The sequence below is a fragment of the Halorubrum zhoui genome (genome assembly GCF_051194155.1).
Taxonomy (GTDB): domain Archaea; phylum Halobacteriota; class Halobacteria; order Halobacteriales; family Haloferacaceae; genus Halorubrum.
The window spans coordinates 88,066-114,145 of sequence record NZ_JBLZNJ010000002.1 but is presented as its reverse complement, the minus strand read 5'-3'; the positions used below and the strand labels follow the sequence as shown (position 1 = coordinate 114,145).

General features: G+C 68.4%; 29 protein-coding genes. 18 read left to right on the top strand and 11 right to left on the bottom strand.

The window, feature by feature from the left end:
- Positions 1–2: 2 nt before the first annotated feature.
- Positions 3–1,208: a threonine synthase gene (locus ACNTAO_RS02265; protein WP_435160322.1), complete on the bottom strand. Its 1,206-nt coding sequence runs from the start codon at positions 1,206–1,208 to the stop codon at positions 3–5.
- A gap of 108 nt (positions 1,209–1,316) precedes the next feature.
- Between ACNTAO_RS02265 and ACNTAO_RS02260 the strand changes: the two genes are divergently transcribed.
- The 4 genes from ACNTAO_RS02260 (at position 1,317) to ACNTAO_RS02245 (ending at position 4,374) form a co-directional block, all read left to right on the top strand.
- Positions 1,317–2,636, top strand: coding sequence for an NAD(P)/FAD-dependent oxidoreductase (locus ACNTAO_RS02260; RefSeq protein WP_435160321.1), 1,320 nt, complete (start codon positions 1,317–1,319; stop codon positions 2,634–2,636).
- A 144-nt stretch (positions 2,637–2,780) separates the two neighbouring features.
- Positions 2,781–3,449 (top strand): TlpA family protein disulfide reductase, encoded by a 669-nt coding sequence (locus ACNTAO_RS02255; RefSeq protein ID WP_435160320.1) that lies wholly within the window; start codon positions 2,781–2,783, stop codon positions 3,447–3,449.
- Positions 3,446–4,099 carry a cytochrome c biogenesis CcdA family protein gene (locus ACNTAO_RS02250; protein WP_435160319.1) on the top strand — a complete coding sequence of 218 codons (654 nt, stop codon included), beginning with the start codon at positions 3,446–3,448 and terminating at the stop codon, positions 4,097–4,099. Before ACNTAO_RS02255 ends, ACNTAO_RS02250 begins: the two co-directional genes overlap by 4 nt.
- Before the next feature lie 152 nt (positions 4,100–4,251).
- Complete coding sequence (locus ACNTAO_RS02245; RefSeq protein WP_435160318.1) at positions 4,252–4,374, top strand: hypothetical protein; 123 nt, start codon at positions 4,252–4,254, stop codon at positions 4,372–4,374.
- Here ACNTAO_RS02245 and ACNTAO_RS02240 read toward each other — a convergent pair.
- From ACNTAO_RS02240 to ACNTAO_RS02230, 3 genes are all read right to left on the bottom strand, one after another.
- Positions 4,371–4,703, bottom strand: coding sequence for a 2Fe-2S iron-sulfur cluster-binding protein (locus tag ACNTAO_RS02240; RefSeq protein ID WP_435160317.1), 333 nt, complete (start codon positions 4,701–4,703; stop codon positions 4,371–4,373). The genes ACNTAO_RS02245 and ACNTAO_RS02240 overlap by 4 nt on opposite strands.
- A 140-nt stretch (positions 4,704–4,843) precedes the next feature.
- Entirely contained in the window at positions 4,844–5,767 is a 924-nt protein-coding gene (locus ACNTAO_RS02235; protein ID WP_435160316.1) for a sulfide-dependent adenosine diphosphate thiazole synthase, read from the bottom strand.
- Positions 5,768–6,006: 239 nt separating this feature from the next.
- Positions 6,007–6,375, bottom strand: coding sequence for a hypothetical protein (locus tag ACNTAO_RS02230; protein ID WP_435160315.1), 369 nt, complete (start codon positions 6,373–6,375; stop codon positions 6,007–6,009).
- Between the two features lie 88 nt (positions 6,376–6,463).
- Here ACNTAO_RS02230 and mvaD point away from each other — a divergent pair, with 88 nt between their 5' ends.
- Positions 6,464–7,462 (top strand): phosphomevalonate decarboxylase MvaD, encoded by a 999-nt coding sequence (gene mvaD, locus ACNTAO_RS02225; RefSeq protein WP_435160314.1) that lies wholly within the window; start codon positions 6,464–6,466, stop codon positions 7,460–7,462.
- A gap of 72 nt (positions 7,463–7,534) precedes the next feature.
- Here the strand turns inward: mvaD and lipP1 are convergent, their stop codons facing one another.
- Complete coding sequence (lipP1, locus tag ACNTAO_RS02220; protein ID WP_435160313.1) at positions 7,535–8,482, bottom strand: LipP1 family hormone-sensitive lipase; 948 nt, start codon at positions 8,480–8,482, stop codon at positions 7,535–7,537.
- Between the two features lie 49 nt (positions 8,483–8,531).
- On the opposite strand from lipP1, the gene ACNTAO_RS02215 reads away from it, so the two are divergent.
- The 4 genes from ACNTAO_RS02215 to ACNTAO_RS02200 all read left to right on the top strand — a co-directional run bounded on the left by ACNTAO_RS02215 (position 8,532) and on the right by ACNTAO_RS02200 (position 12,409).
- Complete coding sequence (locus tag ACNTAO_RS02215) at positions 8,532–9,893, top strand: DEAD/DEAH box helicase family protein (protein WP_435160312.1); 1,362 nt, start codon at positions 8,532–8,534, stop codon at positions 9,891–9,893.
- Between the two features lie 61 nt (positions 9,894–9,954).
- Complete coding sequence (locus ACNTAO_RS02210; protein ID WP_435160311.1) at positions 9,955–11,460, top strand: DUF790 family protein; 1,506 nt, start codon at positions 9,955–9,957, stop codon at positions 11,458–11,460.
- Positions 11,461–11,600: 140 nt separating this feature from the next.
- On the top strand, positions 11,601–12,134 hold the full coding sequence (locus ACNTAO_RS02205; RefSeq protein WP_435160310.1) for a DoxX family membrane protein: 534 nt from the start codon (positions 11,601–11,603) through the stop codon (positions 12,132–12,134).
- 14 nt (positions 12,135–12,148) lie between these two features.
- Positions 12,149–12,409, top strand: a complete 261-nt coding sequence (locus ACNTAO_RS02200) for a hypothetical protein (protein ID WP_435160309.1) — start codon at positions 12,149–12,151, stop codon at positions 12,407–12,409.
- A 35-nt stretch (positions 12,410–12,444) separates the two neighbouring features.
- Here ACNTAO_RS02200 and ACNTAO_RS02195 read toward each other — a convergent pair whose 3' ends face one another.
- A complete protein-coding gene (locus ACNTAO_RS02195) occupies positions 12,445–12,972 on the bottom strand; it encodes a DUF7122 family protein (protein WP_435160308.1) in 528 nt (175 codons plus the stop codon).
- Positions 12,969–13,925, bottom strand: a complete 957-nt coding sequence (locus tag ACNTAO_RS02190) for an RsmB/NOP family class I SAM-dependent RNA methyltransferase (protein WP_435160307.1) — start codon at positions 13,923–13,925, stop codon at positions 12,969–12,971. The genes ACNTAO_RS02195 and ACNTAO_RS02190 overlap by 4 nt, the downstream gene beginning before the upstream one ends.
- A 90-nt stretch (positions 13,926–14,015) precedes the next feature.
- On the opposite strand from ACNTAO_RS02190, the gene ACNTAO_RS02185 reads away from it, so the two are divergent.
- The gene (locus tag ACNTAO_RS02185; protein ID WP_435160306.1) at positions 14,016–14,756 is read left to right on the top strand and encodes a proteasome assembly chaperone family protein; all 741 of its coding nucleotides are present in this window, start codon (positions 14,016–14,018) and stop codon (positions 14,754–14,756) included.
- Between the two features lie 14 nt (positions 14,757–14,770).
- Here the strand turns inward: ACNTAO_RS02185 and ACNTAO_RS02180 are convergent, their stop codons facing one another.
- Positions 14,771–16,192 carry an isochorismate synthase gene (locus ACNTAO_RS02180; protein WP_435160305.1) on the bottom strand — a complete coding sequence of 474 codons (1,422 nt, stop codon included), beginning with the start codon at positions 16,190–16,192 and terminating at the stop codon, positions 14,771–14,773.
- A gap of 68 nt (positions 16,193–16,260) precedes the next feature.
- Positions 16,261–16,872, bottom strand: a complete 612-nt coding sequence (locus tag ACNTAO_RS02175; RefSeq protein WP_435160304.1) for a molybdopterin-dependent oxidoreductase — start codon at positions 16,870–16,872, stop codon at positions 16,261–16,263.
- A 186-nt stretch (positions 16,873–17,058) separates the two neighbouring features.
- Here ACNTAO_RS02175 and ACNTAO_RS02170 point away from each other — a divergent pair, with 186 nt between their 5' ends.
- The 3 genes from ACNTAO_RS02170 (at position 17,059) to ACNTAO_RS02160 (ending at position 19,559) form a co-directional block, all read left to right on the top strand.
- Positions 17,059–17,274: a DUF7120 family protein gene (locus tag ACNTAO_RS02170; protein WP_435160303.1), complete on the top strand. Its 216-nt coding sequence runs from the start codon at positions 17,059–17,061 to the stop codon at positions 17,272–17,274.
- Between the two features lie 73 nt (positions 17,275–17,347).
- Entirely contained in the window at positions 17,348–17,626 is a 279-nt protein-coding gene (locus ACNTAO_RS02165) for a UPF0058 family protein (RefSeq protein ID WP_435160302.1), read from the top strand.
- Between the two features lie 67 nt (positions 17,627–17,693).
- On the top strand, positions 17,694–19,559 hold the full coding sequence (locus ACNTAO_RS02160) for a rhomboid family intramembrane serine protease (RefSeq protein ID WP_435160301.1): 1,866 nt from the start codon (positions 17,694–17,696) through the stop codon (positions 19,557–19,559).
- A gap of 39 nt (positions 19,560–19,598) precedes the next feature.
- On the opposite strand, the gene ACNTAO_RS02155 is transcribed toward ACNTAO_RS02160, so the two are convergent.
- Positions 19,599–20,222: an METTL5 family protein gene (locus ACNTAO_RS02155; protein ID WP_435160673.1), complete on the bottom strand. Its 624-nt coding sequence runs from the start codon at positions 20,220–20,222 to the stop codon at positions 19,599–19,601.
- A 232-nt stretch (positions 20,223–20,454) separates the two neighbouring features.
- Between ACNTAO_RS02155 and ACNTAO_RS02150 the strand changes: the two genes are divergently transcribed.
- The 4 genes from ACNTAO_RS02150 (at position 20,455) to ACNTAO_RS02135 (ending at position 23,914) form a co-directional block, all read left to right on the top strand.
- Positions 20,455–21,408, top strand: a complete 954-nt coding sequence (locus ACNTAO_RS02150; protein ID WP_435160300.1) for a transcription initiation factor IIB — start codon at positions 20,455–20,457, stop codon at positions 21,406–21,408.
- A gap of 140 nt (positions 21,409–21,548) precedes the next feature.
- The gene (locus ACNTAO_RS02145; protein WP_435160299.1) at positions 21,549–21,983 is read left to right on the top strand and encodes a universal stress protein; all 435 of its coding nucleotides are present in this window, start codon (positions 21,549–21,551) and stop codon (positions 21,981–21,983) included.
- Between the two features lie 30 nt (positions 21,984–22,013).
- On the top strand, positions 22,014–23,537 hold the full coding sequence (gene menE, locus ACNTAO_RS02140) for an o-succinylbenzoate--CoA ligase (protein ID WP_435160298.1): 1,524 nt from the start codon (positions 22,014–22,016) through the stop codon (positions 23,535–23,537).
- A gap of 89 nt (positions 23,538–23,626) precedes the next feature.
- Positions 23,627–23,914, top strand: coding sequence for a DUF8145 family protein (locus ACNTAO_RS02135; RefSeq protein ID WP_435160297.1), 288 nt, complete (start codon positions 23,627–23,629; stop codon positions 23,912–23,914).
- 94 nt (positions 23,915–24,008) lie between these two features.
- Here ACNTAO_RS02135 and ACNTAO_RS02130 read toward each other — a convergent pair whose 3' ends face one another.
- Positions 24,009–24,983: a nucleotidyltransferase family protein gene (locus ACNTAO_RS02130; RefSeq protein ID WP_435160296.1), complete on the bottom strand. Its 975-nt coding sequence runs from the start codon at positions 24,981–24,983 to the stop codon at positions 24,009–24,011.
- An 808-nt stretch (positions 24,984–25,791) separates the two neighbouring features.
- Between ACNTAO_RS02130 and ACNTAO_RS02125 the strand changes: the two genes are divergently transcribed.
- The gene (locus ACNTAO_RS02125; RefSeq protein ID WP_435160295.1) at positions 25,792–26,067 is read left to right on the top strand and encodes a transcriptional regulator; all 276 of its coding nucleotides are present in this window, start codon (positions 25,792–25,794) and stop codon (positions 26,065–26,067) included.
- Positions 26,068–26,080 lie beyond the last annotated feature (13 nt).

The window sequence follows — 26,080 nt, the reverse complement described above, 5'->3', positions numbered from 1 at the left end:
GCTCAGATACCCTGACCCATCAGGTGGCTGCGGAGGACGTCTGGCGTCTTGAGCCCGGCGTCGTTGTTGAGGAGGACGACGGTGTCGTCAGGGCTGAGCTCGCCGGCCTCAGCGAGCGCCCACGCACCGGCCGGCGCGGCCCCGCCGGTCGCGCCCATCTCGATCACCTCGTTCTGTGCGACCGCGACCGCGCTCGCCAAGATGTCGTCGTCGTCGACAGCCACCGCCGTGCCGCCGCTCTCTGTGACCGCTTCGATAGCCGCCCGGCCGCCCGCCGGATCGGGCACCTCCAACTCGCCACAGATCGTGTCCGGCGTCGACCACGGCTCCGGCTCGGTGAGTCCTCGCTCGACGGCCGCCGCGACCGGTGCACACCCACTCGGCTGGGCGGCGACGACCCGCGGAACCGCGTCTATCGCGCCGACCCGCGTCAGTTCGGTGAACCCCTTGTACACCCCGGTGACGACCTCGCCGGACCCGGTCGGGACGACGACGACGTCTGGAGCCGCTCCGAGGTCGGCCACCACCTCGAACGCGACCGTCTTGGTCCCCTCGTGACGGTACGGCGTGGCGAACGCGGTCAGGTCCGTGTACGTCGTCTCGAGCTGGTCGTCGACGGCGGCGACCGCGTCCGGATACCGCCCCCCGACGACCCGCATGTCGCCGCCGTGAACGTTCGTCATCGACTTACAGGAGAACGGACACCGCGAGGGGACGAAGGCGTACGATCGGAGGTCGGCCCGGCCCGCGTACGCCGCCATCGACTGCCCGCCGGCGCCCGGACTGGCACACGCGAGCGGCTCGATGTCTCGGTTCTCGGCGACGCCGGCGACCGCGGTCATCGCGACGGAGAAGCCGCGGTCGAGGACGGTTCCCGTGGGATTACGCCCCTCGTCTTTGACGTAGACGGCCGCGACGTCGAGCTCCTCGGCGAGCCGAGCCGTCGACACGAGGGGAGTCTGCCCCTCGCTCGCCGAAACCGCCGTCGACGCCGGAAACGGCAACAACGCGTCGTACCGCCAGTGTCCGGGCGTCGGACCCCCGTCACCCGCGGTTCCGGTGAGCAACGCGTCCGGATCCACGGCGTCGTAGTCGTAGGCCGGTTCGACCGCTCCCACGTCGTCCGGGAGTTCGGCGGGGTCTGCCGTCTCGTACACGCGCCCCGACGACGCGCTCTCGAGTCCCTCGAACGCCTCCGTCGTGTCCATGTGCGCCCTTGTGGCGGCGGCGACTAAGCGCTTCCCTCTCGCCGTCGCGCGCGACGAGGCGAGGCCGACTCGCCGACCATTATATCCGTGCCGACCGAACCCCGACGCATGGACACAGACGCCATCGTCGTCGGCGGCGGCCTCGCCGGGCTCGTCTCGGCGGCTCGGCTCGCCGAGGCCGGCGCGGACGTGACGCTGTTCGAGCGGGCGGACGCGACCGGCGGGCGCGTCGACACGCGCACGGTCGACGGGTTCACGCTCGACCGCGGCTTTCAGGTGTTGTTCACGAGCTACCCGGCCGTGTCGCGCGAGCTCAACGTTGACGCGCTCGACCTGCAGGCGTTCGCACCCGGAGCGACCATCTGCCGGCCGGGGTCGCGCGCCGTGCTCTCGGATCCGCTGCGCGACCCCACTGCCGCGCTCGAGTCGGCGCTCAACCACGAGGTGCCGTTCTCGGACAAGCTGCGAACCCTCGCGCTCCGGTATGACCTCTCGAAGCGAGACGAAGAGACGTTCTTTACCGGACCAGACGCGTCGATCCGCGAGTACCTCGAGGAGTGGGGTTTCTCGCGTGCGTACGTCGAGCACTTCGTCGAGCCCTTCTACGGCGGGATCACCCTCGACCGGTCGCTGTCGACCTCGAAGCAGGTGTTCGAGTACACGTTCCGGGCGATGAGCCGCGGGTCGATAGCGGTCCCTGCGGCCGGGATGGCGGCGATCGCCGGCCAACTCGAGACCCGCGCCCGCGACGCCGGGGTGACGCTCCGGACCGGCGAGTCGGTCGCACACGTCGAGTCGGCCGCGGCGTCCGGCGGTCGGCTCCGCCTGCGCTCTCGGGGGCCGAAGACGGGTGCTCGGGTGACGCTCGCGGACGACTCGGCGCTCGACGCGTCGACGGTCGTCGTCGCGACGACCCCGCCGGAGGCCAGACGACTCACCGACTGCTCGTCGATTCCGACGACAGGAGTGCCCACGACCACCGGCTGGTACGCTCTCCCCGCCGGCACGAGGTTCGAGACCGGGCGACGGATCCTGCTCAACGCCGCGTCCGACTCGCCGAACGCGGTGGTACCGATGTCGGAGGTCGCACCGGCGTACAGCACCGACGACAGGCCGCTGCTCTGTGCGACGTTCCTCGGCGACGCACCGCTCGACCGCGAGGACGACGCGCTCCGCCGTGACGTCCGAGACGCCCTCGCCGCCTGGTACCCGGAGCGCGGCTTCGAGGGGCTCGAGACGGTCGCCGTCGACCGGATCCCCTTCGCGCAGTTCGCCCAGCCGCCGGGGATTTACGAGGACCTGCCGGCTCCCGACGACCCTGAGGGACCGGTCGTGCTCGCCGGCGAGTACACCGAGTGGTCGGCGATCCAGGGCGCACTCGAGAGTGGTCGGCAGGCCGCGGCGGCGGCGAGCACGCACCTCGGCTGAGCGACCCGCGTGAGCCCGCTGTGACGACTCGACGTGTCGGTCCCGAGCCCTCTATGGTCGTATGTACCACCCCGCTAGGAGGAATTACGTTTCTCCACGAGCAAGTTCTGTTATCGCACGTAGCACGCTCTCCCAGACGCCAACGTGGCCGAGACCGCAGACGGGCCGGCTCCGACCAAAGACGGATCGACCCCGCACGGGAACGAGTCGGCCTCCACCAGTGAGGAGTTGGCGGTGAACCGCCGCGACGTACTCGCTGGAGTTGCATCGCTCGGCGTGGTCGGGGGCGGGGCGGTCGTCGCCCGTCGGCGACGCGGAACCGGAGCCAACGACCCGCTGTCACCGACGACCCTCGAGACCATAGCGGCTCCGGGACGTGACGCCGGGACGGTGACGCTTCCACCCCCCGGGTCGCCAGCCGTCGTCGACTTCTTCGCGACGTGGTGTAGCGACTGCGCTCGTCACCTCTCCACCCTCGCGGGCCTCGCCGAGCGGTTGCCGGCCGACGTGCAACTCGTGTCGGTGACGACCGAGCAGGTCGGAACGACCGTGACGCGCGACTTCGTCGCCCGGTGGTTCGCCGGCGAACGCCGGCCCGGACAGTTCGCGATCGACCCGTCGCGTTCGGTCGGCGGACACTGGCCGGTCGCGCTCGATCCGGAGCTCGTGTTGGCAGCGCAGGTCGGTGCCACGCGCGTCCCGTACACGGCCGTCTTCGACGCGGCGGGTCGTCTCGGCTGGGCAGCGGGCGGCCTGCACACGGTCGCGGAGCTCGAGGCCGCGGTCACCGCGACCACGGGGACGGACGCGTGACCGGCACGACCTCGCTGATCGGGTTCGCGGCGGGTGCCGGGGTCGCCGCGTTCTTCTCGCCGTGTGCGTACGCCCTCGTGCCCGGATACGTCGGCTACTACGTCGCGGCGACGGGTGACGGCCGTCCCCCGCCCGGTGGCGTCCTCCTCCGCGGGCTCGCCGCGACGATGGGCGCGTTCACCGCCTTCGCCCTCGTCGCTTCCGTGACGGTCGTCGTCGGTCAGTCACTGACGGCCGTCGTACCGGCGCTCGAGGCGGTCGTCGGTGCCGTACTCGTCGCGATCGGACTCGGCGTGTATCGCGGGTACGAACGCCCGGTGTCGGTACCGCTCCCCCGCAGACGGGCGACGGTGCTCGGCTTCGGGCTGTTCGGTGCCGGGTACGCGGTCGCCGCGACGGCCTGTGTGGCACCGCTGTTCGTCGCGCTCGTCGTCCGATCGCTGTCGGTGTCGCCGGTGGAGGCCGCCTTCGTGACGGGCGGATACGCGACGACGTTCGGCGCGCTCCTGCTCGGCGTCACGACCGCCGCGGCGTACGGCCACCGGATCGCTGCCGACGTCTTTGCCGGGCGCGTTGACAGGATCGTGCGGGTGTCGGGCCTCCTCGTCGCGGCCGCCGGTGCCGGACAGCTGTGGGTCGCGTTTGGGTGACGGCGTCTGTCGGTCGGTCGCGACAATACCAACGATACGGTAGTGACTGTACACAAACGGATCGGACCGTACAGATACTTCCGAATTCGTTGCGTGATACACGCACATATCGGCAAAAAAGTTTTACGTTCGCCTCCACGACTACCGACGCGATGAACGACCAGTCAAACGACGCACCGGTGGCGGTGACGACGCGTGTACCGGCCGACGACGGATCCAGTGCGATCGACGCGGACGACGGTATCGTGCCGCAGACGCGACCCGATCGGGACTAGTCGTCGTCTGCGGCCGGGGCCGCCCCGCTCGCCTCCCCGGGCGACTCGAGGCTCGGCGGGTACCGACCACGGACGAGTTCGAGGTCGGACTGCGGGCGTGCCATGCAGGTGAGCGCGTAGTCGTCTGCCTCCTCGTCGCTGAGTCCGCGGGCGGCCGGCTGCGTGACGTCGCCCTCGAGTATCTCGGCCGAGCAGGCGAGACACATGCCGACGCGACAGGAGTACTCCTGGGCGATCCCCGCCTCGAGACAGGCGTTGAGGATCGTCTGGGTGTCGGCGACCTCGATCGTCTCGCCGGTGCCGACGAACTCGACGGTGTACTCGGTCATAGTGGCGACTACCCGCCGGGCACGTATAAAGCGTTGTCATCGCCCGAAGAGTGGTGGTGCGGTGAACTCGGCGGTCGAGCCGGCCGACCGGTCGAGTGCGCTCGTTCGACCGCCTCAGCGACGGCATCGGCCGTATCGGATCAGTCGTCAGCAGGCGCAGGACTCCCGGTCGAGAGTTCCACGTCGGGGGCGCTGACGCCGAGTTCGTCCAGTGCGACCTGCGCGGCCTCCTTCCCGGAGACGAGCATCGCACCGAAGGTGGGCCCCATCCGTGGAAGGCCGTGGGTCGTCGCCGTCGCCATACCGGTGACGACGAGGCCGTCGTGGGCGAGACCGGTGTTCTCGACCACTGCGTCCTCGCTCTCTGTGACCCACATGGAGTCGTGGCCCGGCGAGTCGTGGCCGGGTGCACCGTACGTGTCGTCGCTCGTCTGGTCCATGCCGGTGTCGCCCTCTTCGATGCCGTCGGCGTCCAGCACGCCGCGTTCGTCGAGTTTCTTCACCGCCATCGCGTCGTGGCCCGTCGCGTCGACGACGAGGTCCGCCTCGACGGCGATGGGATCGACGCAGGTGATCTCGCGGGGAAGCGCGTGGACCGGCGTCCAGTTCATCACGATGCCGCCGACGCGGTGGTCCTCGCGGATGACGATGTCCGTGAACTCGGTCATGTTCTGTATCTTCGCGCCGGCGTCGCACGCGGCCTTGATCAGGCCCGAGCACGCTTCTGGCCCGTTGGCGACGTAGAGCCCCTCGCTGTCCCGTGACTGTGTGTACTCCACGTCGAGGTCGGTGAGAATCTCCTGTGCCGGATCACGTACCGTGACCTTGTTCATGAGGAAGCCGCCGAGCCAGAACCCGCCGCCCAGATAGTTGTTCTTCTCGACGATCATCACCTCGACGCCGCGCTCGGAGAGCTCCGTCGCGGCCATCAACCCCGATGGACCGCCACCGACGACGATGACCTCCGTATCTGAGAAGTCCATGAACTCCTCTGACCACTCCTGTCCGATTGCGCGGGTGACCGCTGCTTCTCCAACGTCGCTGAACTGGTCGAAGCCATGCATATCACCAGGTTATATCATACAGTGGTAGTAAAGGCTTCCGATGGCTACCGCCTCGCGTCGAGATCCGTAGAAACGCACGACTGCGAGCGAATACTCATCGATTCTCAGCAGCCAGCGGGGAGGACGTCGATCACTGATACGGGTCCGAGAGGGCGTCGAGTTCTCTCTCGACGACTCGTGGCTCGTGCCGAGTAACAGCCCCCAGCGAGCAGACTGGGCTGGGGAGTATCAGCGCGCGTTCACAGCCGTTCGAGCGCCTCGTCAAGGTCGAACTGTTCGGTCCGCGTCTCGAACTCGTCCGACCGGTCGGTATCGTCCCGATCGTCGTCGGCGTCGGGGGGCGGTGACGAGCGAGACGCACAGATGCGAACGTACTCGCTCGCGACGGCGTCCGTCGTGACGACGGCGTCGAACCGCTCGCGCTCACGTGCGGGCCCCGAGAACGGCGCTATGGAGTCGATGCCGTCGACGCGACACTCGATCGCAGCACACACCGCCGCTCGAAGGTCGTCGGTCGTCTCGGCCCATCCGGCCGGTGGGACCCGCGGGAGCTCGCGGTCGCGAAACTCCCACGTCTTCACCTCGATGGTCACCGTCTCACTCGACATATCGAAAGATGTACCGCCACTTGCAAGTGCGTTCCGGCCTGCTCCGCCCATCGCAACGACTAATCCCCCGCCGACCGCCTCCCGAAGTATGACCCGTAAGGCCACCGCTCGCGCCCACCCGATACAGGGACTCGTCAAGTACCACGGAATGCGCGACGCCTCGCTCCGCCTCCCGTACCACGACAGCATCAGCCTCTGTACCGCACCCACCGCGACGACGACGACCGTCGAGTGGGAACCGGACGGTCGCGAGGACACCTACGTCATCGGCGGCGAGCCGGTCGAGGGACGCGCCGCAGAGCGCATCGACGCGGTCGTCGACCACGTGCGAGAGCTCGCCGGGATAGACCACGCGGTCAGACTCGAGAGTCGGAACTCGTTTCCCCCGAACATCGGCTTCGGGTCGTCGTCGTCGGGCTTCGCCGCCGCCGCCCTGGCGCTGACCGAGGCGGCCGGCCTCGAGCTGTCGCGTTCGGACGTCTCGACGGTCGCCCGCCGTGGCTCCTCGTCGGCGGCGCGCTCCGTGACCGGCGCGTACTCGGTCCTCACGGCGGGGCTGAACGACGCCGATTGCCGGTCGACGCGGCTCGACGTCGGCGTCGGCGACGACGGCTTCGACCCCGAATCGGACCTCCGGATCGTCGCCGCCCACGTCCCCGCGTACAAGGAGACCGAAGCGGCCCACCGCGAGGCGGCCGCAAGCCACATGATGCAGGCGCGTACCGCCCACGTCCAAGACCAGCTCGTCGAGATGCGCGACGCGCTCCGTGCCGGCGACTTCGACCGCATCTACGGGACCGCAGAACACGACTCGCTGTCGCTGACGGCGACGACGATGACGGGGCCCGCCGGCTGGGTGTACTGGCAGCCCGAGACGATTGCCGTGTTCAACGCGGTTCGCGCGCTCCGCGAGGAGGGCGTGCCGGTCTACTTCTCGACCGACACCGGCGCGTCGGTGTACGTCAACACGCGCACCGAACACGTCGACACCGTGGAGTCGCGGGTCGCCGACGTCGGCGTCGACACCGACGTCTGGGAGGTCGGCGGACCGGCACACGTCCTCGACGCGAGTGCGGCGCTCTTTTGAAGCCCAGGTCGATCCGGATGTGGTGTCGACGCGTGGGTCGACCGAGGCTCTTGGCTGTCGCTCCGGTGTCGCTCACAACCGCTCGCGGACGTCGGTGGCGACGGCCGCCATCGCCTCGTCAGCGACCGTGACGCGGTCGGTGAGGCTACAGAAGCCGTGCGCCATCGCCGGGTAGTGCCGGTGTGTCGTCGGCGTCCCCGCCGCCTCGAGTCGGTCGGTGAGCGCGACGCCGTCGTCGCGGAGCGGGTCGAAGCCGGCGGTGACGACGGTCGCCGGTGGGAGCCCGCCGAGGTCGTTCGCCGCGAGCGGCACGGCGAACGGGTTGTGTGCGTCGACGGGACTCCGCAGGTACTGCTCGTAGAACCACCGCATATCGGCGCGGGTGAGCAGCGGCCCGTCGGCGTTCTCCTCGTAGGCCTCCGTCTCGAAGTCGTGGCCCGCGATCGGGTAGAGGAGGAACTGACCGGCGAGGGCGGGGCCGCCGAACTCGCGGACGTGTAGTCCGGCCGCCACGGCGAGGGTCCCACCGGCGCTGGTGCCGGCGACGCCGATTCGACTTGGGTCGGCACCGAGGGCTGGAGCGACCGTCGCGGCCCACTCGACCGCCGCGGCGGCCTCCTCGACGGCGACCGGGAACGGGTGCTCCGGTGCGAGCCGGTAGTCCACGGAGACGACGACGGCCTCGGTCCGCGTCGCGAGCTCTCGACAGGGGCCGTCGACTGAGTCGAGCGTGCCGAGCGTCCACCCCCCGCCGTGCACGTAGACGAGCAATCGCGTCGGGTCTGCGTCCGGGTCCGTCGCTCGTTCCGGTCGGTACACGCGAACGGGGACGTCTCCGTGTGGTCCCGCAAACGCCGTGTCGCGCACGACCGCGACGGGCGGTTCGGGCGGCCCCGAGAACACGTCGTCTTCGAGTCGCCTCGCGGCCGCGACGGACAGCGTGTGCCACGGCGGGAGCCCGAGCGCCTCGAGCTCGTCGACGACCGCCGCGAGTTCGGCGTCGAGTTCGGCTGCGCGCATGGTCCCGACAGGCGGTGACGCTTTATCAGTCGGTCGATAACGTCACTTGATGACCGTCCGCCTCTCGTACGAGGCCGGCACGATACGCGTCGAGGCGACGGACGAGCCGTCGCTCCCGCCGCTGCCGGGGGTCGAAGCGGATCCGCGGTCTGAGACGAGCCGAGCCCCAGCGCACCAGTATGCTGCGATCCGACGAGCCCTGACGGTCGCCGGCGTCGCGGTCGACGACCGCGTCTCGTCGTGGGACCGACAGCCCACGGACGAGCTCGACCTCTCGACCGCGTACGAGCTCCGTGCGTACCAGCGGGCGGCACTCGCCGCCTGGCACGACGCGGACGAGCGGGGAGTCGTGGAGCTCCCGACCGGTGCCGGCAAGACGGTCGTCGCGATCCGCGCGATAGTCGACGAAGGCGTTCCGACGCTCGTCGTCGTCCCGACGATCGACCTCCTCGAGCAGTGGCAGCAAGAGCTGGACGCGGAGTTCGACGTGCCGATCGGGCGATTTGGCGGCGGCGAGCAGCGGCGAGCGGCAATCACGGTGTCGACGTACGACTCGGCGTACCGCAAGGCGGCCTCGGTGGGTGACGCCTTCGGCTTCGTCGTCTTCGACGAGGTCCACCACCTCGGCGGGGAGGGATATCGCGACGTCGCCCGACTACTCGCCGCGCCGGCTCGCCTCGGGCTCACGGCGACCTTCGAGCGACCCGACGGCGCCCACAAGGCGGTCACGGACCTCGTCGGGGACCGGGTCTACGCGCTCGACGCCGACGACCTCGCCGGCGACCACCTCGCGCCGTACGACGTCCGTCGGATCGAGGTGTCGCTCACGCCCGCAGAGCGCGAGCGGTACGACGAGAACCAAGAGACGTTCCTCAAGTACGTTCGAGAGGCCGGGATCACCTTCTCCAGCGGCGAGGACTACCGAAAGCTGGTGATGCGCTCGGGGACCGATCCGCGGGCTCGCGAGGCCCTGCTGGCGAAGTCGGCCGCGAGGTCGATCATGATGAACGCCGAGCAGAAACTCGAGCGACTCGCCGACCTCCTCGACCGTCACCACGACGACCGCGTGATCGTCTTTACGGCTCACACGGAGCTGGTGTATCGAATCTCCGAGCGGTTTTTGATCCCAGCTATCACAGCAGAGACCGGAGCGACAGAGCGGCAAACGATCCTCGAACGGTTCCGCGACGGCACGTACACCCGCGTGGTCGCCGCGAACGTCCTCGACGAGGGCGTCGACGTCCCCGACGCCAACGTCGCGGTCCTCCTCTCCGGATCGGGCAGCGAGCGCGAGTTCACCCAGCGGCTGGGGCGGATCCTCCGTCCGAAGTCGGACGGCGGACGGGCCGTGCTCTACGAGGTCGTGTCGACGGAGACGGCCGAAGAGCGGGTGGCGCGCCGGCGACGGTGAGCACCCGGGGGCGAGACCTGCCGTCGTCGAGTATTAACCCGGGCAGCGTCTATCGGTGCCCGTGTTACGGAAGGACCACCTTCGCGTCTCGCGAGCCGGTGGCGGCTACCGTCCCGCGTTCGTCGACCGGTCCCATCGGCCGCTCGCCGCGCGGGTCCTCGGGGCGTTCGAGGCGGCCGTCGGCGACCGACGAGCGACCCTCGCCGACAGACTCGAGACGCTGGAGGCGGACGCAGACGACTACAAACTCGTCCGTGGACTCGCCGCGCTGGTCGAGCGGGAGTGCACCTTCGAGCCGCAGGCGACCGTGCCGCCCGAGCGCGTCCGGCGAGCCGCCTTCGAGGCGGCCGAGACCGTCGGCGTCACCGGGGCGTCGGAGCGAGCACGGGCGGTCGACAGAGCGGCGGCGCGGTTGGGCGTCGAGCCGGACGTCGTCGACGCGGACCTCTACGCGGACCGCGAGTCGAACGAGGTCCTCGTCGACGGGAGCGTCCGATTCGACCCCGACGCGCTGTTCGAACAGTACAACCTCTCGCTCGCACAGACCGCGCTGTTCGACGCCACCGAGGTGCGAGTGCGGTCGGTCGACCCGAAGCGGCTCGTGAGCGCGGTAAAGCGGCTCCGGCTCATGTACGAGCTCCGCGTGACCGACGACGGCGACCGCGAGCTTCTCGTCACCGGCCCGGACGCGTTGTTTCGGCGGACCCGGCGGTACGGCACCGCGTTCGCCCGACTGCTCCGGACCGTCGCGGGTACCGCCGAGTGGCGGCTCAAGGCGACGATCGACGACCGGGGGACGACGCGCGAGCTGACGCTCACCGACGCCGACGTCTCGGTGCCGGACGTCGACCCCGTGGTGGAGCCGTCGTTCGACAGCGGGGTCGAAGCCGACTTCGCCGGACGGTTTCGGGCGCTTGACCTCGACTGGTCGCTGGTTCGCGAGCCCGCCCCGCTCGCGACCGGCAGTCGGGTGATGATCCCCGACTTCTCGTTCGAGTACGCCCACGCAGACGTCACGTACTACTTCGAGGTGATGGGATTCTGGACGCCGGAGTACGTCGAGAAGAAACTCGAGCAGCTCGCGGAGCTCAAAGCCGTCGACCTCATCGTCGCCGTCGACAAGAGTCTCGGTGTCGGCGAGGAGATTGCCGCCCACGAACACCGGGTGATACCGTACACGGACACCGTGCGGGTCAAAGACGTCGTCGACGTCCTCCAGGAGTACGAGACGCCACTCGTCGAGGCGGCGGCCGAGACGCTTCCCGACGCGCTGTCGCCCGACGACGACGTCGTCGACCTCGAGACGCTCGCGGATCGACACGAGGTGAGCGAGGACGCACTGGAGACGGTCTCATTTCCCGATCACGTGCGCGTCGGGCGGACACTCGTTCGACCGGCCGTGCTCGATCGGCTCGAGTCGGCAGTCGAGGTGGGGATGTCGTTGTCGACGGTCGAGTCACGACTCGCCGAACACGGGATCGACGACGTCAGCGCGACGCTCTCGTGGCTCGGCTACCGCGTCGAGTGGGAGGGGCTCGGTGGGGGAACCGTCAGGGAGCGGGAGTGAGGCGTCGACAGGACGTTATGAAGCGTCGTTGAAACACGGTCTGACCGCCTGGTATCGCCACGCGCGTTCGCCGTTGTTGTCCTGTGACAATCTCGACCGCATTATTTATTATCACACGGTGGAGCTTCAGCTGTCGAATCATGGTCACAGACATTCATACGCGGTTGCTCGGACGACCCGTCGCGTTCCCAGTCGCAGAGTCACGGCTGGCGTACTGGCTCGTCGTACTGCGGCTCGTCGTCGGCTGGTGGTTCCTCCACGCAGGGCTCGATAAGTTCCTCGCGTGGCCGTTTGACGCGAGCTGGTTCGTCGGCGGTGCAGCCGCACAGACGAGTCTCGGACCGGTGGTGACGCTGTTTGCCGACGGTGCCCTGCTGGCGTTTACCAACGTCATGGTACCCGTCGGCCAGGTGCTGATCGGGCTCGGCCTGTTGGTGGGTGCGCTCACCAAGCTCGCCGCGTTCTTCGGCGCGTTTTTGATGATGTTCTTTTATTTCATCAACGGTGAGACCGGTGGCTGGGCACACGGCGTGATCACCGGTGACCTGCTCGGGCTGCTCATCTTCGCGATGATCGCGACGCTCGGCGCCGGACGCGTACTCGGTGTCGACGCCTACCTCGCAGAGACGTCGATCGTCACCGACCACCCGCGGCTACGGTACCTGATCGGCTAACGGAGACCAAACCAATGACACAACTCACCACACTCGAACGGATCGCACTGTACGGGGGCGGCGGCCTCCTCCTGATAGGTACGGTCGGGATCGGGTTGCTGGAGATCGTCGCTGGCGCACCCCATCCGGTCACCGGCGAGGGACAGATCGTCCACGAGGCGCTGGTACCGATACACCTCCGCTCGTACGTCATCCTGCTCGGACTGCTCCTGTGGGGGACGTACGCGGTCGTCAGCGTCGTCACGCGTCCCCCAGCCACAGATACGTCGGTGTGAGCCGCGGGCGCGCCGACGGACGATCACCGACGCGGTCAGTGCTCGACGACCGGAAGGTCGGCGCGGCTCCCCTTCGGAACGACCGATCGGAGCTCGTCGTGGAGGTAGAGCCCGACGCCGATCGGCTCGACGCCACCCGCGATCCGGTGCGCGACGATGAGGTACCCCCAGTCGCCATCCCATGCAGGAAGCGGCTGGTCCTCGCCGGCGACGAACCGGCTCGCGCGCTCGCCGTCGAGTTTCACCACGTTATGCGTGGCGTGGCGGCCGAACCGGCTCACGGCACGGGTCGTCGGCTTCCAGTGCTCCTGTCTGGTCCGCAAGAACGTCGTCCCGATCGCTTCGATCCGACTCGGGTCCGACGCCTCGCCGTTGAACACCCACACCTTCCCGGCGCCCTTCTCCCAGAACGAGTAGCCGCCGAGGACCTCGCGTCCGATCCCGAAGCGGGTCTCCCACCAGTCGAGCACCTCCTCGCGGCTGGCCCGACCGGGAACCTCGCGGTCGGCCGGCGTCGCGGGGAGTCTGTCGAACCGACTCCCGTCGTTGGCTCCGTCGGTCACGAGGCCACCTCCGCGTCGCGGTCGGCCCCACCGCGTCCCTCGTCGGCACCGCCGACGCGGAGCACCGCACAGAAGAACCCGCCGGTGTCGTTGTGGTGCGGGTAGATCCGGTGTGCGCGCCTGACGCTTGGGTCGTACGTCTCGTCTTCCCACTCGGTCACGCCCGGAGCCGTCTCGAGCGGGAGATCGACGGAGACGAGCTCACACGCCTCGGCGGCGAGCACGTGGTCGAGCACCGCTTCGTTCTCTTCGGGCGCGAACGTACACGTCGAGTAGACGACGGTGCCGCCGGGACGGGTCGCCTGCACCGCGCGCGTGAGGATGCCCTTCTGGATGCCCGCGACGCCGTGGACGTGGTCGAGCGTCCACTCGTCGACCACGTCCGGGTTCTTCCGACACGTCCCCTCACACGAACACGGCGCGTCGACGAGCGCTCGGTCGAAGGCGTCGAACGCGAGCGGCTTCGTCGAGAAGTTGCGGGCGTCCTGGTTCGTCACGATGGTGTTCGTCACGCCGAGGCGCTCGGCGTTGTGTCGAAGCGCCGACAGCCGGCCGAGGTTGTTGTCGTTGGCGACGAGGGTGCCGGTGTCGTCCATCGCGGCGGCCACCTGCGTCGTCTTGCTTCCGGGGGCCGCACAGGCGTCGAAGACGCGGTCACCGGGCTGTGCGTCGAGTGCGATGCCGGGGAGCGTCGACACCTCCTCTTGTCCGTGTGTCCAGCCGTGGACGTGCGGCCAGGTGCGGCCGGGGTTTCCCTCGGGAAGCCGGAACAGCCCCTCGTGCCAGTCGACGGGCTCGTACGGAACGCCGCTCTCGTCGAACGCCTCACGAACCCGGTCAGGCGAGACGAGGAGGGTGTTCGTGCGAACGACCGAGGGGAGCGGCTGCTCACAGGCGGCCCGGAACGCCCTCGGGTCGTCGACGAGCGGTTCGTACCGCTCGAGTGGATTCATAGCCGCCGTACACTCCCACCGGGTTAGTCGGTTTCGGGACGGAGGCGTCTCCCCCACGGCTTAATGACGACGGCGGCACACCCTGTAGCTATGGCAACCATCTCGGTCGTCGACGAGGACGTCTCACTGGACGCGCCGACGCTGATCGAAGGGTTCCCCGGCGTCGGGTTGGTGGGGAAGATCGCGACCGATCACCTCATCGACACCTACGGAATGACCCACTACGCGAACGTCTACGGCGAGCGCATCCCCCCGGTGGCGGTGTACCACGAGTCGGATACGTCGCTCTCGACGCCCGTCAGGCTCTACGCCGACATGGAACGGGATCTCTTGGCGCTCCGCAGCGACGTCCCGGTGACGCCGACGGCCGCCGACGAGTTAGCCGGCTGTCTCGAGGAGTGGTTCGACGACCACGGCGCGTTTCCGATCTACCTCACCGGCCTCGGTCGCGAGAAGGGCGACGAGCCGCCCGCGTTGTACGGCGTGGCGACGGGCGACGGAGCCGACGCCCTCACACGGGCGTCGATCGCCGATCCGCCGGAAACGGGTCTCGTCTCCGGTCCGACCGGGGCGATGCTGGCGGAGGCGCTCGAACAGGACCGGGACGCCGTCGGGCTCGTCGTCGAGTCGGACCCGCAGTTCCCGGACCCGGAGGCCGCCCGTCGGCTGATCGTCGACGGCATCGACCCGATCGCGGGCACGGAGACGTCGACGGACGGGCTCGTCGAGCAGGCCTCGGAGATCCGAAACGCGAAACAGGCGCTCGCAGAACGCATGCGACAGGCGACCGAAGAGAGCACACAGGCCGAGCCGCTGAAGATGTATCAGTGACTGTCGCTGCGGTCTCAGTCGGTGTGCACACCGGACGACCGGTCGCCTGCACCTGCCGACGTCGACGACGTCGGGCCCTCGAATAGCTCGCCGCCTGCGGCCGCATCGCGGTCGAGTTCGTCGAGTATCGGCCGGTACTTGAGCTGGACCTCGTCCCACTCGCGGTTCGGTTCGGAGTCGGCGACGACGCCGACGCCCGCAAAGAGCGTCGCGAGTCGCTCACTCGCGACCGCCGATCGGATCGCGACGGCGAACGTCCCGTTACCCGCGGCGTCGATCCAGCCGACAGGTGCGGCGTACCAGCCGCGGTCGAACGGCTCCGTGTCGCGGATGGTCTCGAGGGCGCGTTCAGGGGGGAGCCCGCCGACGGCCGGCGTCGGATGGAGCGCCTCGACGAGGTCGAGGACGTGGCCGTCGGCCGCCAACTCGGCCGTAATCGGCGTGTGGAGGTGTTGGACCGTCGCCAACCGCCGCACGCGTCGCTCGCCGGTGGCGATGGACGCCGCGTACGGGTCGAGCTGCTCGCGGATCGTCTCGGCGACGAGCTCGTGTTCGTGCCCGTTCTTCGGGTCAGCGAGGAGTTCCTCGGCGAGCCACTCGTCTTCGGCCGGGGTCTCTCCCCGTCCCGTCGTCCCCGCGAGGGCGTCCGTCTCGACCGTTCGCCCTCGTAGCGAGACGAGTCGCTCGGGGGTCGCACCGAAAAAGAGGCTCTCGCCGCCCGTGGTCTCGAAGCCGTAGCGGAGGCAGGCCGGGTACGTCTCGGCGAGCCGTGCGAGCGTCGCCGCACGGGGGAGGTCGGCCGACAGCTGTGTCTCCATCGCCTGTGCGAGCACGACCTTCCGAAGCGCGCCCGCTCGAATCCGGTCGGTCGCGGCGGTGACGCTCTCGCGCCACTCGGCTCTACTCGTCGTGCGTCGGCCAGCACGAATCCCCGGTCGGTCGGGGACGGAGCCGTCGGAGACGCCTCCGGCGAGCCGTGCTCGCTCCGCTTCGAGCCGACGCTCTACGGCTGCGGGTGCCGCCTCCTCACCGACGTCAGTGACGGTGAGCCACGTTCCGTTGTCGGCGACGGTGACCTGGACGCGTGGCAGCACGAATCGGGCCTCCGGAAACGTCGTCCACGGATCGGTGGCGCACGCTCCGGCGTGAAACGCGAACCCACCGAACAGCCGAGGGCGGGCCGCTTCGGTCCCCGCGTGGACGTCGCCCGTCCGAAAAAGCCTCTCGGCCGCCGTCCGCACGGCGGTGAACCGATCGGGTCCACTGGCGGTGAGCGTTGCCGCCGTGCCTCCACCGACGACGAGCGCGTCGTCCGGTGCACTCCACGTCGTCCGCGGGGCCGGTAGCGCGTCGAACGTCGGGACGAACGCCGGCTCCTCGACCGCGATCGTGCGGCTGACGAGCGTCGGCGACGACGTCGAGCGCGCCGGTTCCATGTACGACAGATCCGGGCCGAGGGCTCTTAAGGGTGTCAACTCCGGATCCCGGCGTCGGCGGCGGCTGCTCAGCTGTATCGCTCTTCGTTCCAGGGATTCGCGGTGTCGCTGTAGCCGCGCTTCTCCCAGTACCCGCGTTTGGGTTCGGTGCAGAATTCGACGCCGGATACCCACTTTGCACCCTTGTACGCGTACTTGTGTGGGGTGACGACGCGGAGCGGTCCACCGTGGTCCGCCGGGAGGTCGTCGCCGTCGTACCCGTACGCGAGCAGGACGCTTTCGCGGGTGCACTCGGACAGCGGCAGGTCGGTCGTATAGCCGTCGAGGGCGTGAAACACCACGTGTACGGCGTCGTCGTCGACGCCGGCACGCTCTGTGAGTTCGGCGAACCGAACGCCGGTGAACCGACAGTCGAGTTTGCTCCAGCCGGTGACGCAGTGGAAGTCCTGTCGCTGGGTGACCGCGGGGAGCGAGCGGACCGCCTCGAGCGACAGCGTGAGCGGCTCGTCGACGGCCCCCCACACCTCGAGTGCGTCGTCTGGCCCCCACGATGGCGTGCCACTCTTCGAGAGCACCGGAAACGTGTCCGTCTCGCGCTGTCCCGGTGGAACCCGGTCCGCACCGTACTCGCGGTAGAGGTCGGTGTGGTCCTCGACGGCGGCACCCTGAGAGTCTGTCATAGTGATCGATACGCTCCCCGGCGACGTAGGCTTACCGCTCGCCGTCGTGCGACCGGTATTCGGTACGTTCACACCACCGTTTCGACTACGGCACATTTTGTTTTTGAAGTACGACCAAGATGTTCCACTTTACCGGCCTTCGACGCTACATTTATATCCCCCATGCTGTTAGTCGCCCACGAAAGAATGCCACGGGTGAAGATGACTGTGCCGGAACACCTCGAGATGCAGATCACACAGATGGTCGAGCGAGGCGAGTTTCTCAACCGCGAGGAGGCCGTCGAAGAGCTGCTCTCGACGGGTATCAAGGCGTACAAAACGAGCGGACCGATCGACGACGAGGAGTCGGGTGGCTTCGAAGGCGAGGGGATGATGGGGCACGAAGACGAGTACGTCTTCTGACCGAACTGGCCGGCGTCGAGGGCGCGGACCGCCGCAACAACGCTTTTAGCGGCGCGCACCCGTACGTGCTTCCATGCACAAAGACGAGCTGCTCGAGCTCCACGAGCAGATGGTGACGATCATGGAGCACTTCAGAGCCCACGAGAGCGTCGACAGCGACCTCTTCGACCCGTACGACGAGCTCGAGGTCGACCCCTCACACGTACACAAATCGAAGAGCGAGCACAAACACGCGGTGTTCGTCCTCGGGAACGCGCTGGCGAACGCCATGAGCGAAGACGAGTTCTCGCCGGCCGGCCGCGTCGGCAAGCGAATGAAAGAACTCGCCGACGACGCCGAGAACAAGATCTGAGCTGACCCGCCGGCCGGTATGTCGAGCTGACCCGCGTATTCATTATCCGTCGAACCCATCGTGCACTATGATCGCGGAGGGCGAGCCCGCTCACGCCGTCCACCTGGTGTTCGCCGCCGTCGCGTCGCTGGTCGCGCTCGCGGCGGTCACCGCGCTCGACCGGCCCGCGACGCCACTCGATCGGCTGCGCTCGCGCCTCGTCTACGGCGTGCCGTGGGGAACGCTGGTGGTCGTCGCGTTCGTCTGTGCCGTCTACTTGTTCGTCCAGCGCGGGATCGAAGCACCGTCGAATCCCGTCGTGATCCCGTTCAGAGCGTGGTCGTACGCCGCCCCCGAGGGGCTCCTCTGGTCGTCGTTCGCGCACGCGAGCCGGGACCACCTCGTCGGAAACGTGGTGTCGGCAATCGTCGCGGGGACGCTCGCAGAGCACGCGTTCGGTCACTATCCGCCGCGGGCGACCGCCAACTCGACCGCACCCGACTCGACCGCCAACTCGACCGCATCCGACTCGACCACACCCGAACGGGAAGCGACGGGCACCTCGTGGGTCGCGAGGGTTCACGCGACGCTTCGTACGTCGCCGCTCGCCCGGGCGGTCGTCGTCTTCCCGCTCGCTACGGTCGGGTTCGGCGTGCTCTCTGCGCTGTTCGTCTTGGGACCCGTGATCGGGTTCTCTGGAGTCGTCTTCGCGCTCTGGGGCTTCGCGCTGGTGTGGTACCCGGTCGGCACGCTCGCGTCGCTCTCGGGCGTGACACTCGCGTACGTCGGGTACGAGACGCTCCGGGCCCCGGTCGAGTTCGCGGAGGCGACGCCCTCGTTCGGACCGCCGGGCTGGGCGAACGTGGCGATACAAGGACACGCACTGGGGCTCGTCGCCGGCGTGCTCGCCGCGGTGTGGCTGCGGCGCTCGCGACGCACCGGCGAGGACGACGTCGAGACCCTCGATGGGAGCGAGCACGAACCTGGTGGGCGCAGGCGCGGGACGGATCCCGGGTTCGGTCCCGTTCGGCACCCCGCGATCGTCGTGTTCCTCGCCGTGTCGTTCTTCGGTGCCTCCCGGCGTCTGTGGGCGGTGTACTGGTACCTCGGCAATGAGCAGTACGAGCTGTACCGCGCGATCGGTCTCGGGTCGGTCGTCGTGCTCGCGGCGATCGTCGCCGTCGCAGCGACCGGCCACGACGAGCCACTCTGGCCGGACCGCGCAGCCGCTGCGCCCGAGACGCTCCGGGGACGGCTCGCGTCGGCGACGCCCGTCGCTGTCGGCACGCTGCTGCTCGTCGCGACGCTGGGCGGGCTCGCGGGGCCGGGCATCGTGCCGAACCTCGTGACGGTCGCCGACGGCGACCTCCCCGGCGACCCGATCGAGGTCGACGGGTACGAGGTGACGTACGCCGAAGACGTCGACGACCGGGTCGTGAGCGTCGTCGACGTCGAGGCGTTCGGCCGAACGACTGCGGTGCAGACCTCTGGAGTGATCGTCGCGAACCCCGACCGGGCGATCTGGACGACCGCCGTCTCGAGGGGGGCACTCGCCTACTGGGGCGAACGACGGGTCGCCGTCGGCGGGACGGGGTGGCGCGAGACAGTGTCGATTCGGCGGTCCGGGTGGGTCACACTGGGCGGTGATCCGACCTACCGCGTCGTGGCCGCCCACGAACGCGAGCGGTCGACGCTCTTCGTGAGCGATCCGGCCAGCGCGGAGGCGCGCGTCGACGGTCGAACCGTCTCGATCGCAGCGACCGACCGAGGGTTCGAACTCCGCGTCGACCACGAGGGGTCGACCGAGCGGGCGACGGTCCCGGACCCGAGCGAGTCGGTGACGCTTCGTGGCGTGACGTTCAGTCGCACCGGCGGCGTGATACACGCCGTCCGTGGCGACACACGGGTGCGGGTCGCCGAGAGAGAGCAGTACGAGGGACGACGTGGTCGCTGACCGGTCTGTGACAGTTCCTGCGTCCGGGAGAGACCGGATTCACGCCCACTCGATCCGGAACACCTCGACGTCGAGCGCGCGCGTCTCCTCGGTGTGGTGGGCGAACTGCGCGTCGACGTCGAGCGTGGCCGCGAACGCGTGGGTCACGCCGCCGCCGTGGTCGGCAACGAACGCATCGACGAACGACTCGCTGCCGGCGTTGTGCACGGAGTACGAGACCGCAGCGAGGTCGCTCGCCGTCTCGAGAAACCGGCGGTCGGCGTGACGATTGCTGTTCTGTGCGCCGAACGGCGGGTTCATCACGAGCGTGACCGGCTCGGCCGGCGCGACCGGCGACCGCGTCGCGTCGGCGTGGACCCAGTGGATCGGTGCGCTAGCAGCGACGCGGCGCTCGTTCGTGCGAGCCGTCTCGAGGGCGGCGCGGTCGAGTTCGAGGCCGATCACGCGGGCCGGTCCACGGAGGGCGGCCCCGAGTGCGAGCATCCCCGTGCCGGTGCCGAGGTCGACGACGGTGCGCCCGTCCACGTCGCCGTGGAGGTCCGCCAGGTGGACGACGTGGGCGGCGAGTTCGGGCGGCGTGTGGTACTGTTCGAGGGCTGCACGCGGGGAGTCGAAGCCGGCGACGACGCCGAGCTTCGCCGCCAGCGATCGCTTCGTGGGCATCTCACCGACCGAGTCCGAGGCGGCCGTTGCTGTTCCGTACGGGCCGAAGAAGAACATGGACCCGGCCGGAGTCGACGGGACGCGACCGGTCGAAACGGGACGGAGTGGTGAAGCCGAACATATCACCAGCACCCGGCAGTGGCACAAAAGCGCTTCGCGAGCGGCACGCGACGCACCAGATGTTCGATATTTTCGGACAAGTCTTAAATAGGGGAGTAACCAGAACGCTTATATGGAACGTCCGAGCCGGCAGCGCCAGCAGGAGCGGAATACGGAGCAGGAATCGGACGAAGCGGCGATAACGTGCCCGGAGTGTGAGTCGAGTGAGATCGTCACCGACGCCGACCAGGAGCTGATCTGTGAAGACTGTGGACTCGTGCTCGACGAACAAACGATAGACCGTGGACCCGAGTGGCGGGCGTTCAACCACTCGGAGCGGCAGTCGAAGTCGCGCGTCGGCGCGCCGATCACGGAGACGATGCACGACAAGGGGTTGACGACGACCATCGACTGGAAGGATAAAGACGCCTACGGTCGCTCTATCTCCTCGAACAAGCGGTCACAGATGCACCGGCTGCGCAAGTGGCAGGAACGAATTCGTACGAAGGATGCCGGCGAACGCAACCTTCAGTTCGCGCTCTCCGAGGTCGACCGCATGGCGAGCGCGCTCGGCGTGCCCCGATCGGTTCGCGAGGTCGCTTCGGTCATCTACCGCCGCGCGCTCGACGAGGACCTGATTCGCGGCCGCTCTATCGAGGGCGTCTCGACCGCCGCGCTGTACGCCGCCTGCAGACAGGAGGGTATCCCCCGCTCACTCGACGAGGTCGCGGAGGTGTCGCGCGTGCCACAAAAAGAGATCGGTCGGACGTATCGGTACATCTCACAGGAGCTCGGCCTGGAGCTCAAGCCGGTCGACCCGAAGCAGTTCGTGCCGCGATTCGCCTCCTCGTTGCAGCTCTCAGAGGAGGTGCAGTCGAAGGCGACGGAGATCATCGACGTCTCGGCCGAACAGGGACTGCTCTCGGGGAAGTCCCCGACCGGATTCGCGGCCGCTGCGATCTACGCCGCCTCGCTCTTGTGTAACGAGAAGAAAACCCAGCGTGAGGTCGCAGACGTCGCCCAGGTCACCGAGGTCACCATCCGGAATCGGTATCAAGAACAGATCGAAGCGATGGGATTCCGGTGACGTGATCCGTCGCGTGGCCGCTGCCCATCGGGGCGGGCCCGACTCCAACCGGGGCGCACCCGACTCCAACCGGGGCGCACCCCGGGATCCGGGCACAGAGGATCGGTTTTTATTTGCCACCGAGCGTACATCTCGGCGTGATGTACGACGACATCCTCGTGCCGACCGACGGGAGTCCAGCCTCGGACGCCGCAATAGACCACGCCATCGACCTCGCCGCACAGTACGACGCCACGCTTCACGCCCTCTACGTCGTCGACGGAACCGCCTACTCGACGCTCGAGGCGGGCTCGGAGATCGTCGTCGAAGCGCTCGAAGAGGAGGGCGAGTCGGCGACAGAGCGCGTCACTGCGGCCGCCGCGGACGCCGGCGTCGACGTCGACTCGACGGTGACGAGCGGCACCGCATACCGGTCGATCCTCGACTACACCGACGAGAACGGCATCGACATGATCGTGATGGGGACGCACGGCCGGAAGGGGCTCGACCGATACCTCCTCGGGAGCGTGACGGAGCGAGTTGTCAGGACTGCCGACGTTCCAGTGCTTACGGTCCGACAGTCGGACGATGCGTGAGCGACCGGCGGACCGACGAACCGCGCGTTGATGCACGACCCCGTCGCACACAGGGCCGTCATAACGCCGGATCGGCCGGCGCTAATCCGGGCTGCAGACGGCGCCCGCTGGAGCTACCGGTCGCTCGACGATCGGGTCACGGCGGTGGCCGACCGACTCGCGACCCGGGGCGTGAGTGCCGGCGACCGACTCGGCGTGTTCACCGAATCGACGGTCGGAACCCTCGTGCTCGTCCACGCAGCACTGCGACTCGGGGCCGTGTTCGTGCCTATCGGTGAGACGCTGACCGACCGCGAGGCCCGCGACCGACTGGCCCGTGTCGAGCTCGACGCGGCCGCGTGTACCGACGCGACGCGAGCGCGAGCCACCGCCGCGGTCGACACGCTCCCGCTTTACACCCTCAACGAGCCGTCCAGTGCGGCCGCAGACGACGCGGCCCCGGATCGAGCGGAGGAGGGGAGTACGACCCGCGAGTCGAGCGTCCGGCAGCCACACGAGTGGTCACTCACCGACCCGCTGTGTGTGTTGTTCACCTCCGGGACGACCGGGGCGCCGAAACCGGTGCCGCTCACCGCCGGGAACGTCTTCTCGTCGGCGGTCGCCTCGGCGTTCCGGTTGGGGCTCGACCCGGCCGATCGGTGGCTCGTGACCCTGTCGGTACACCACATGGGCGGGCTCGCCCCGGTGTACCGCTCGGCACTGTACGGGACGACGGTCGTGCTCCGGGCTGGGTTCGACGCCGACGGTGTCGTCGCCGACCTCGAGCGTCACGACGTCACCCTCGTTTCGCTCGTCCCGACGATGCTCCGCCGCATGCTCGCGGATCACGACACACTAGCCGACTCGCTGCGCGTCGTGCTGCTCGGTGGCGCACCGGCGAGCGAGACGCTGATCGAGCGGTGTCACGAGCGCGCCGTGCCGGTGTATCCGACCTACGGGATGACCGAGGCGGCCTCGCAGGTGACGACTGCGACGCCGGCGCTCACCCGTGAGCGACCGGGGACCGTCGGACGCCCGCTGGTTGGCACGACCGTGACGATCGTCGACGGGGAGGGCGATCCCGTCGAACGGGGCGACGCCGGAGAGATCGTCGTCAGCGGACCGACGATCACGCCTGGGTACCTGATCGACGACGAGCGTGGGGGGCCGTTCGGGCCACACGGCTTCCACACCGGTGACGTCGGGCGTCTCGACGAGACGGGGTCGCTGACGGTACTCGGCCGTCTCGACGACCGCATCCTCTCCGGCGGAGAGAACGTCGATCCGGGCGAGGTGGCGGCGGTGCTCACCGCACACCCGGACGTGGCAGCAGCCGCCGTCGTCGGACTCGACGACGACGAGTGGGGCGAACGGGTCGCGGCACTCCTCGCAGCCGACGGAGCCGCCGACTCGCTCGACGACGAGTCGATACGCGCGTTCGTTCGAGAGCGACTCGCCGGCTTCAAACGACCGAAGACGGTCACGTACGCCGAGGCGATCCCACGAACCGTCTCGGGAACGGTCGACCGCGACGCCGTCCGTGAGCGACTCCTCGCCGACGGACACGAGCTGTGAGGTCGGTGCCAGTGTGTTGGACCTCGAACACGACCGCCGAGTGAGTTTTGTCCACGGGGCCAGTACAACGGCTCGTCAGACGCATTCACATGTTCGTTCCAGACGATCCGCCGGCGACGTGTCCGGCCTGCGGCGACGAGTACGAGTCGGTGTCGCGACACGCCGACGGCTTCCTCGTCAACCTCCTCGACAACGAGCGCTACCGGCGCGTGTGTTTTCACCCGGCGACCGCCGAGGGTGCCCCGGCGCTCGACTGTTATCATCACACTCACGAGACGTCGACGAGGGACGCACCGCGAGCCGACGCGATGAGCCGGGACGTGGTCGACGCGGCCGACGGACCGACGGACGCCGTGGAGCCGTCCGACCGGTCCTAACTGTTCGAACCAGAGCGTTCGAGTCTGGGTCGCCGAGCCTGCGTGTTCACGCCTGAAACGGCACTAGAGGACGTAAGACGGTCGAGACGGGGTCTCAGAAGTCCTCGCCGTCGGTGATCGAGGTGTACGCCCCGATGAGGGCGCCAGCGATGTCGAGTGACTCTACGACGGCGTGTTCGTCGACGACGGCGTTTCGCACCTCGCTGTCGGTGATCGTCGCGTTCGGGAAGACGACGGCGCGTTCGAGCGTGGTGTCGGTGACTTCTGCGCCCGACATGACGTGGACGACGTCGCCGAGGTCGGCGTTCTCGACGGTGGCATCGTCGGCGATCAGCGGCTCCCCGTCGAGCGCGTACTCGACGGTGTCGAGGTAGCTCTCTGCGGTGCCGATGTCGTACCACGCGCCGTCGAAGGTGAACGCGTGGACGGCCTCGCGCGACTGCAGCCACTGGAGGAACCAGCCGGGCTCGTCCGGGTTGTTGTCGTCAGCGAGGTACGTCTCGAGGTCTGAAAGCGTCTCCGCGGGGAACCCGTAACACGCGATCGAGACTAGCGTGCTCTTGGGGTCGTCCGGCTTCTCCTGAAAGTTGACGACGCGGTCGCCGTCGAGTTCGACGAGTCCGTACGACGTCGCGCGCTCGAGCGAGCCGACGTCGTACGCCGCCAGCGTCGGCGTCCCCTTCGTCTCGAAGAAGTCGGCGAACTCGGCGATGTCGAAGCTGATCAGGTTGTCGCCGGCGACGACGACGAGGTCGTCGTCGACGCCCTCTCTGTCGACGAGTTGGGCGAGCGCGCCGACGACGCCGAACTTCTCGTCTTCTTCGACGGTCTCTTCGATCGAGAGCGTGGGTTTCTCGAAGTCGCTTTCGGTGATGTACGACTCGAACGTCTCGGCGAATCGTTCGTTCGTCGAGACCAACACCTCGTCGATGCGGTCGTCGGCCTCGAGGTCGGCGAAGATTGCGTCGATCACGGTCTGTTCACCCACCGGGAGGAACATCTTGGGGCGGTCTTTCGTGATCGGCCACAGTCGGGTGGCGTACCCGCCGGCAAGTACCACTGCTTTCATACCACCACCCTCACGGGCCCCCGTCATACTTCTTGTGTTCGACTCAGTCGGCTGTCGTGTCTGTGTGCGGTACGACACAATGTGTTCAACTCCCTCACGGGGAATCGGGGAGGAAGCCTCGCGCTTCAGCGCCGGGAGGATGTCAATCAGCTATGGCGCGCGCCTCACGGGCCGCCGGAGGCGTGTCCGTGAGCGCGTGCGAGGGATGAGCGAGGAAGCGACGCGACCGAGCGAATCGGCTGGGGAGGACGTGGTCAAACGTAGTGTCCGGAGCCTGTTGGGTGGTAGTCATCGGCTCACGGCGGCGAGGGTGCACCGTGGCGACGTGTGTATGCCTCGTCGGTCGCGCACACAGGAATCACACGACTGCACGACGCACGGACACTCCTTACAGCCACCCCCTCCCCAATACGTATATAGCGGTGTGAGTGCAACCGACACGACCGTGCGACACCCGGACACCTCTTTCAGCCACACCCTCCCGGGCCGATTCGCCCTCGTACGTGCGCGGTAGTGTTGTGACCGAGACGACTCCACGGCACCCGGACACCAATTGGCCACACCCTCCCCAGCCGATTCGCTCGGTCGCGTCGCTCCCTCGCTCATCCCTCGCGCGCGCTCGCGAGCCCGCCTTCGGCGGCCTGCGAGGCGCGCGCCACAACTGAGTTTGTCAGTAGTGTCTCGGTGTGCCGATGTGCCGCACGTGGTTGCTCGTCTTGATTCGTATCTGAGCACACGGTGAGCACACCACCGATCAGGTGTGATAGCTGGCCGTTGTGATTAACTCGGTCGGTCACGACGAGCGGGTATGGAGACGACCCGCCAGCAGATCGCCGACCAACTCAGAGCGAGTCCGGCGACGGCTGCCGAACTCGGCGCGGCGCTGTCGCTTCCGCCGTCGACGGTGTACGAACACCTTGAACACGTCGCTCGGTCGGTCGACGGCGACGAGTCGGTGCTCGTCTCACCACCGACGTGTCGCGACTGCGGCTTCGACGGCTTCGACGACCCGATGAACGCCCCCTCGCGCTGTCCAGCGTGTCGCTGTGAACGGGTGGCCGAGCCGACGTTCGTGATCCGATAGCCACGGCCACCGG

Bases quoted from the DNA above. Each gene is read 5' to 3' on its own strand.
- ACNTAO_RS02170 (WP_435160303.1), top strand. From the start codon at position 17,059: ATGCCACGGGTGAAGATGACTGTGCCGGAACACCTCGAGATGCAGATC.
- ACNTAO_RS02265 (WP_435160322.1), bottom strand. From the start codon at position 1,208: ATGGACACGACGGAGGCGTTCGAGGGACTCGAGAGCGCGTCGTCGGGG.
- ACNTAO_RS02245 (WP_435160318.1), top strand. From the start codon at position 4,252: ATGAACGACCAGTCAAACGACGCACCGGTGGCGGTGACGACGCGTGTA.
- ACNTAO_RS02165 (WP_435160302.1), top strand. From the start codon at position 17,348: ATGCACAAAGACGAGCTGCTCGAGCTCCACGAGCAGATGGTGACGATC.
- ACNTAO_RS02130 (WP_435160296.1), bottom strand. From the start codon at position 24,983: ATGAAAGCAGTGGTACTTGCCGGCGGGTACGCCACCCGACTGTGGCCG.
- ACNTAO_RS02190 (WP_435160307.1), bottom strand. From the start codon at position 13,925: ATGAATCCACTCGAGCGGTACGAACCGCTCGTCGACGACCCGAGGGCG.
- menE (WP_435160298.1), top strand. From the start codon at position 22,014: ATGCACGACCCCGTCGCACACAGGGCCGTCATAACGCCGGATCGGCCG.
- ACNTAO_RS02185 (WP_435160306.1), top strand. From the start codon at position 14,016: ATGGCAACCATCTCGGTCGTCGACGAGGACGTCTCACTGGACGCGCCG.
- ACNTAO_RS02175 (WP_435160304.1), bottom strand. From the start codon at position 16,872: ATGACAGACTCTCAGGGTGCCGCCGTCGAGGACCACACCGACCTCTAC.
- ACNTAO_RS02150 (WP_435160300.1), top strand. From the start codon at position 20,455: ATGGAACGTCCGAGCCGGCAGCGCCAGCAGGAGCGGAATACGGAGCAG.
- ACNTAO_RS02180 (WP_435160305.1), bottom strand. From the start codon at position 16,192: ATGGAACCGGCGCGCTCGACGTCGTCGCCGACGCTCGTCAGCCGCACG.
- ACNTAO_RS02230 (WP_435160315.1), bottom strand. From the start codon at position 6,375: ATGTCGAGTGAGACGGTGACCATCGAGGTGAAGACGTGGGAGTTTCGC.
- ACNTAO_RS02200 (WP_435160309.1), top strand. From the start codon at position 12,149: ATGACACAACTCACCACACTCGAACGGATCGCACTGTACGGGGGCGGC.
- ACNTAO_RS02215 (WP_435160312.1), top strand. From the start codon at position 8,532: ATGACCGTCCGCCTCTCGTACGAGGCCGGCACGATACGCGTCGAGGCG.
- lipP1 (WP_435160313.1), bottom strand. From the start codon at position 8,482: ATGCGCGCAGCCGAACTCGACGCCGAACTCGCGGCGGTCGTCGACGAG.
- ACNTAO_RS02260 (WP_435160321.1), top strand. From the start codon at position 1,317: ATGGACACAGACGCCATCGTCGTCGGCGGCGGCCTCGCCGGGCTCGTC.
- ACNTAO_RS02135 (WP_435160297.1), top strand. From the start codon at position 23,627: ATGTTCGTTCCAGACGATCCGCCGGCGACGTGTCCGGCCTGCGGCGAC.
- mvaD (WP_435160314.1), top strand. From the start codon at position 6,464: ATGACCCGTAAGGCCACCGCTCGCGCCCACCCGATACAGGGACTCGTC.
- ACNTAO_RS02205 (WP_435160310.1), top strand. From the start codon at position 11,601: ATGGTCACAGACATTCATACGCGGTTGCTCGGACGACCCGTCGCGTTC.
- ACNTAO_RS02160 (WP_435160301.1), top strand. From the start codon at position 17,694: ATGATCGCGGAGGGCGAGCCCGCTCACGCCGTCCACCTGGTGTTCGCC.
- ACNTAO_RS02145 (WP_435160299.1), top strand. From the start codon at position 21,549: ATGTACGACGACATCCTCGTGCCGACCGACGGGAGTCCAGCCTCGGAC.
- ACNTAO_RS02240 (WP_435160317.1), bottom strand. From the start codon at position 4,703: ATGACCGAGTACACCGTCGAGTTCGTCGGCACCGGCGAGACGATCGAG.
- ACNTAO_RS02155 (WP_435160673.1), bottom strand. From the start codon at position 20,222: ATGCCCACGAAGCGATCGCTGGCGGCGAAGCTCGGCGTCGTCGCCGGC.
- ACNTAO_RS02125 (WP_435160295.1), top strand. From the start codon at position 25,792: ATGGAGACGACCCGCCAGCAGATCGCCGACCAACTCAGAGCGAGTCCG.
- ACNTAO_RS02235 (WP_435160316.1), bottom strand. From the start codon at position 5,767: ATGCATGGCTTCGACCAGTTCAGCGACGTTGGAGAAGCAGCGGTCACC.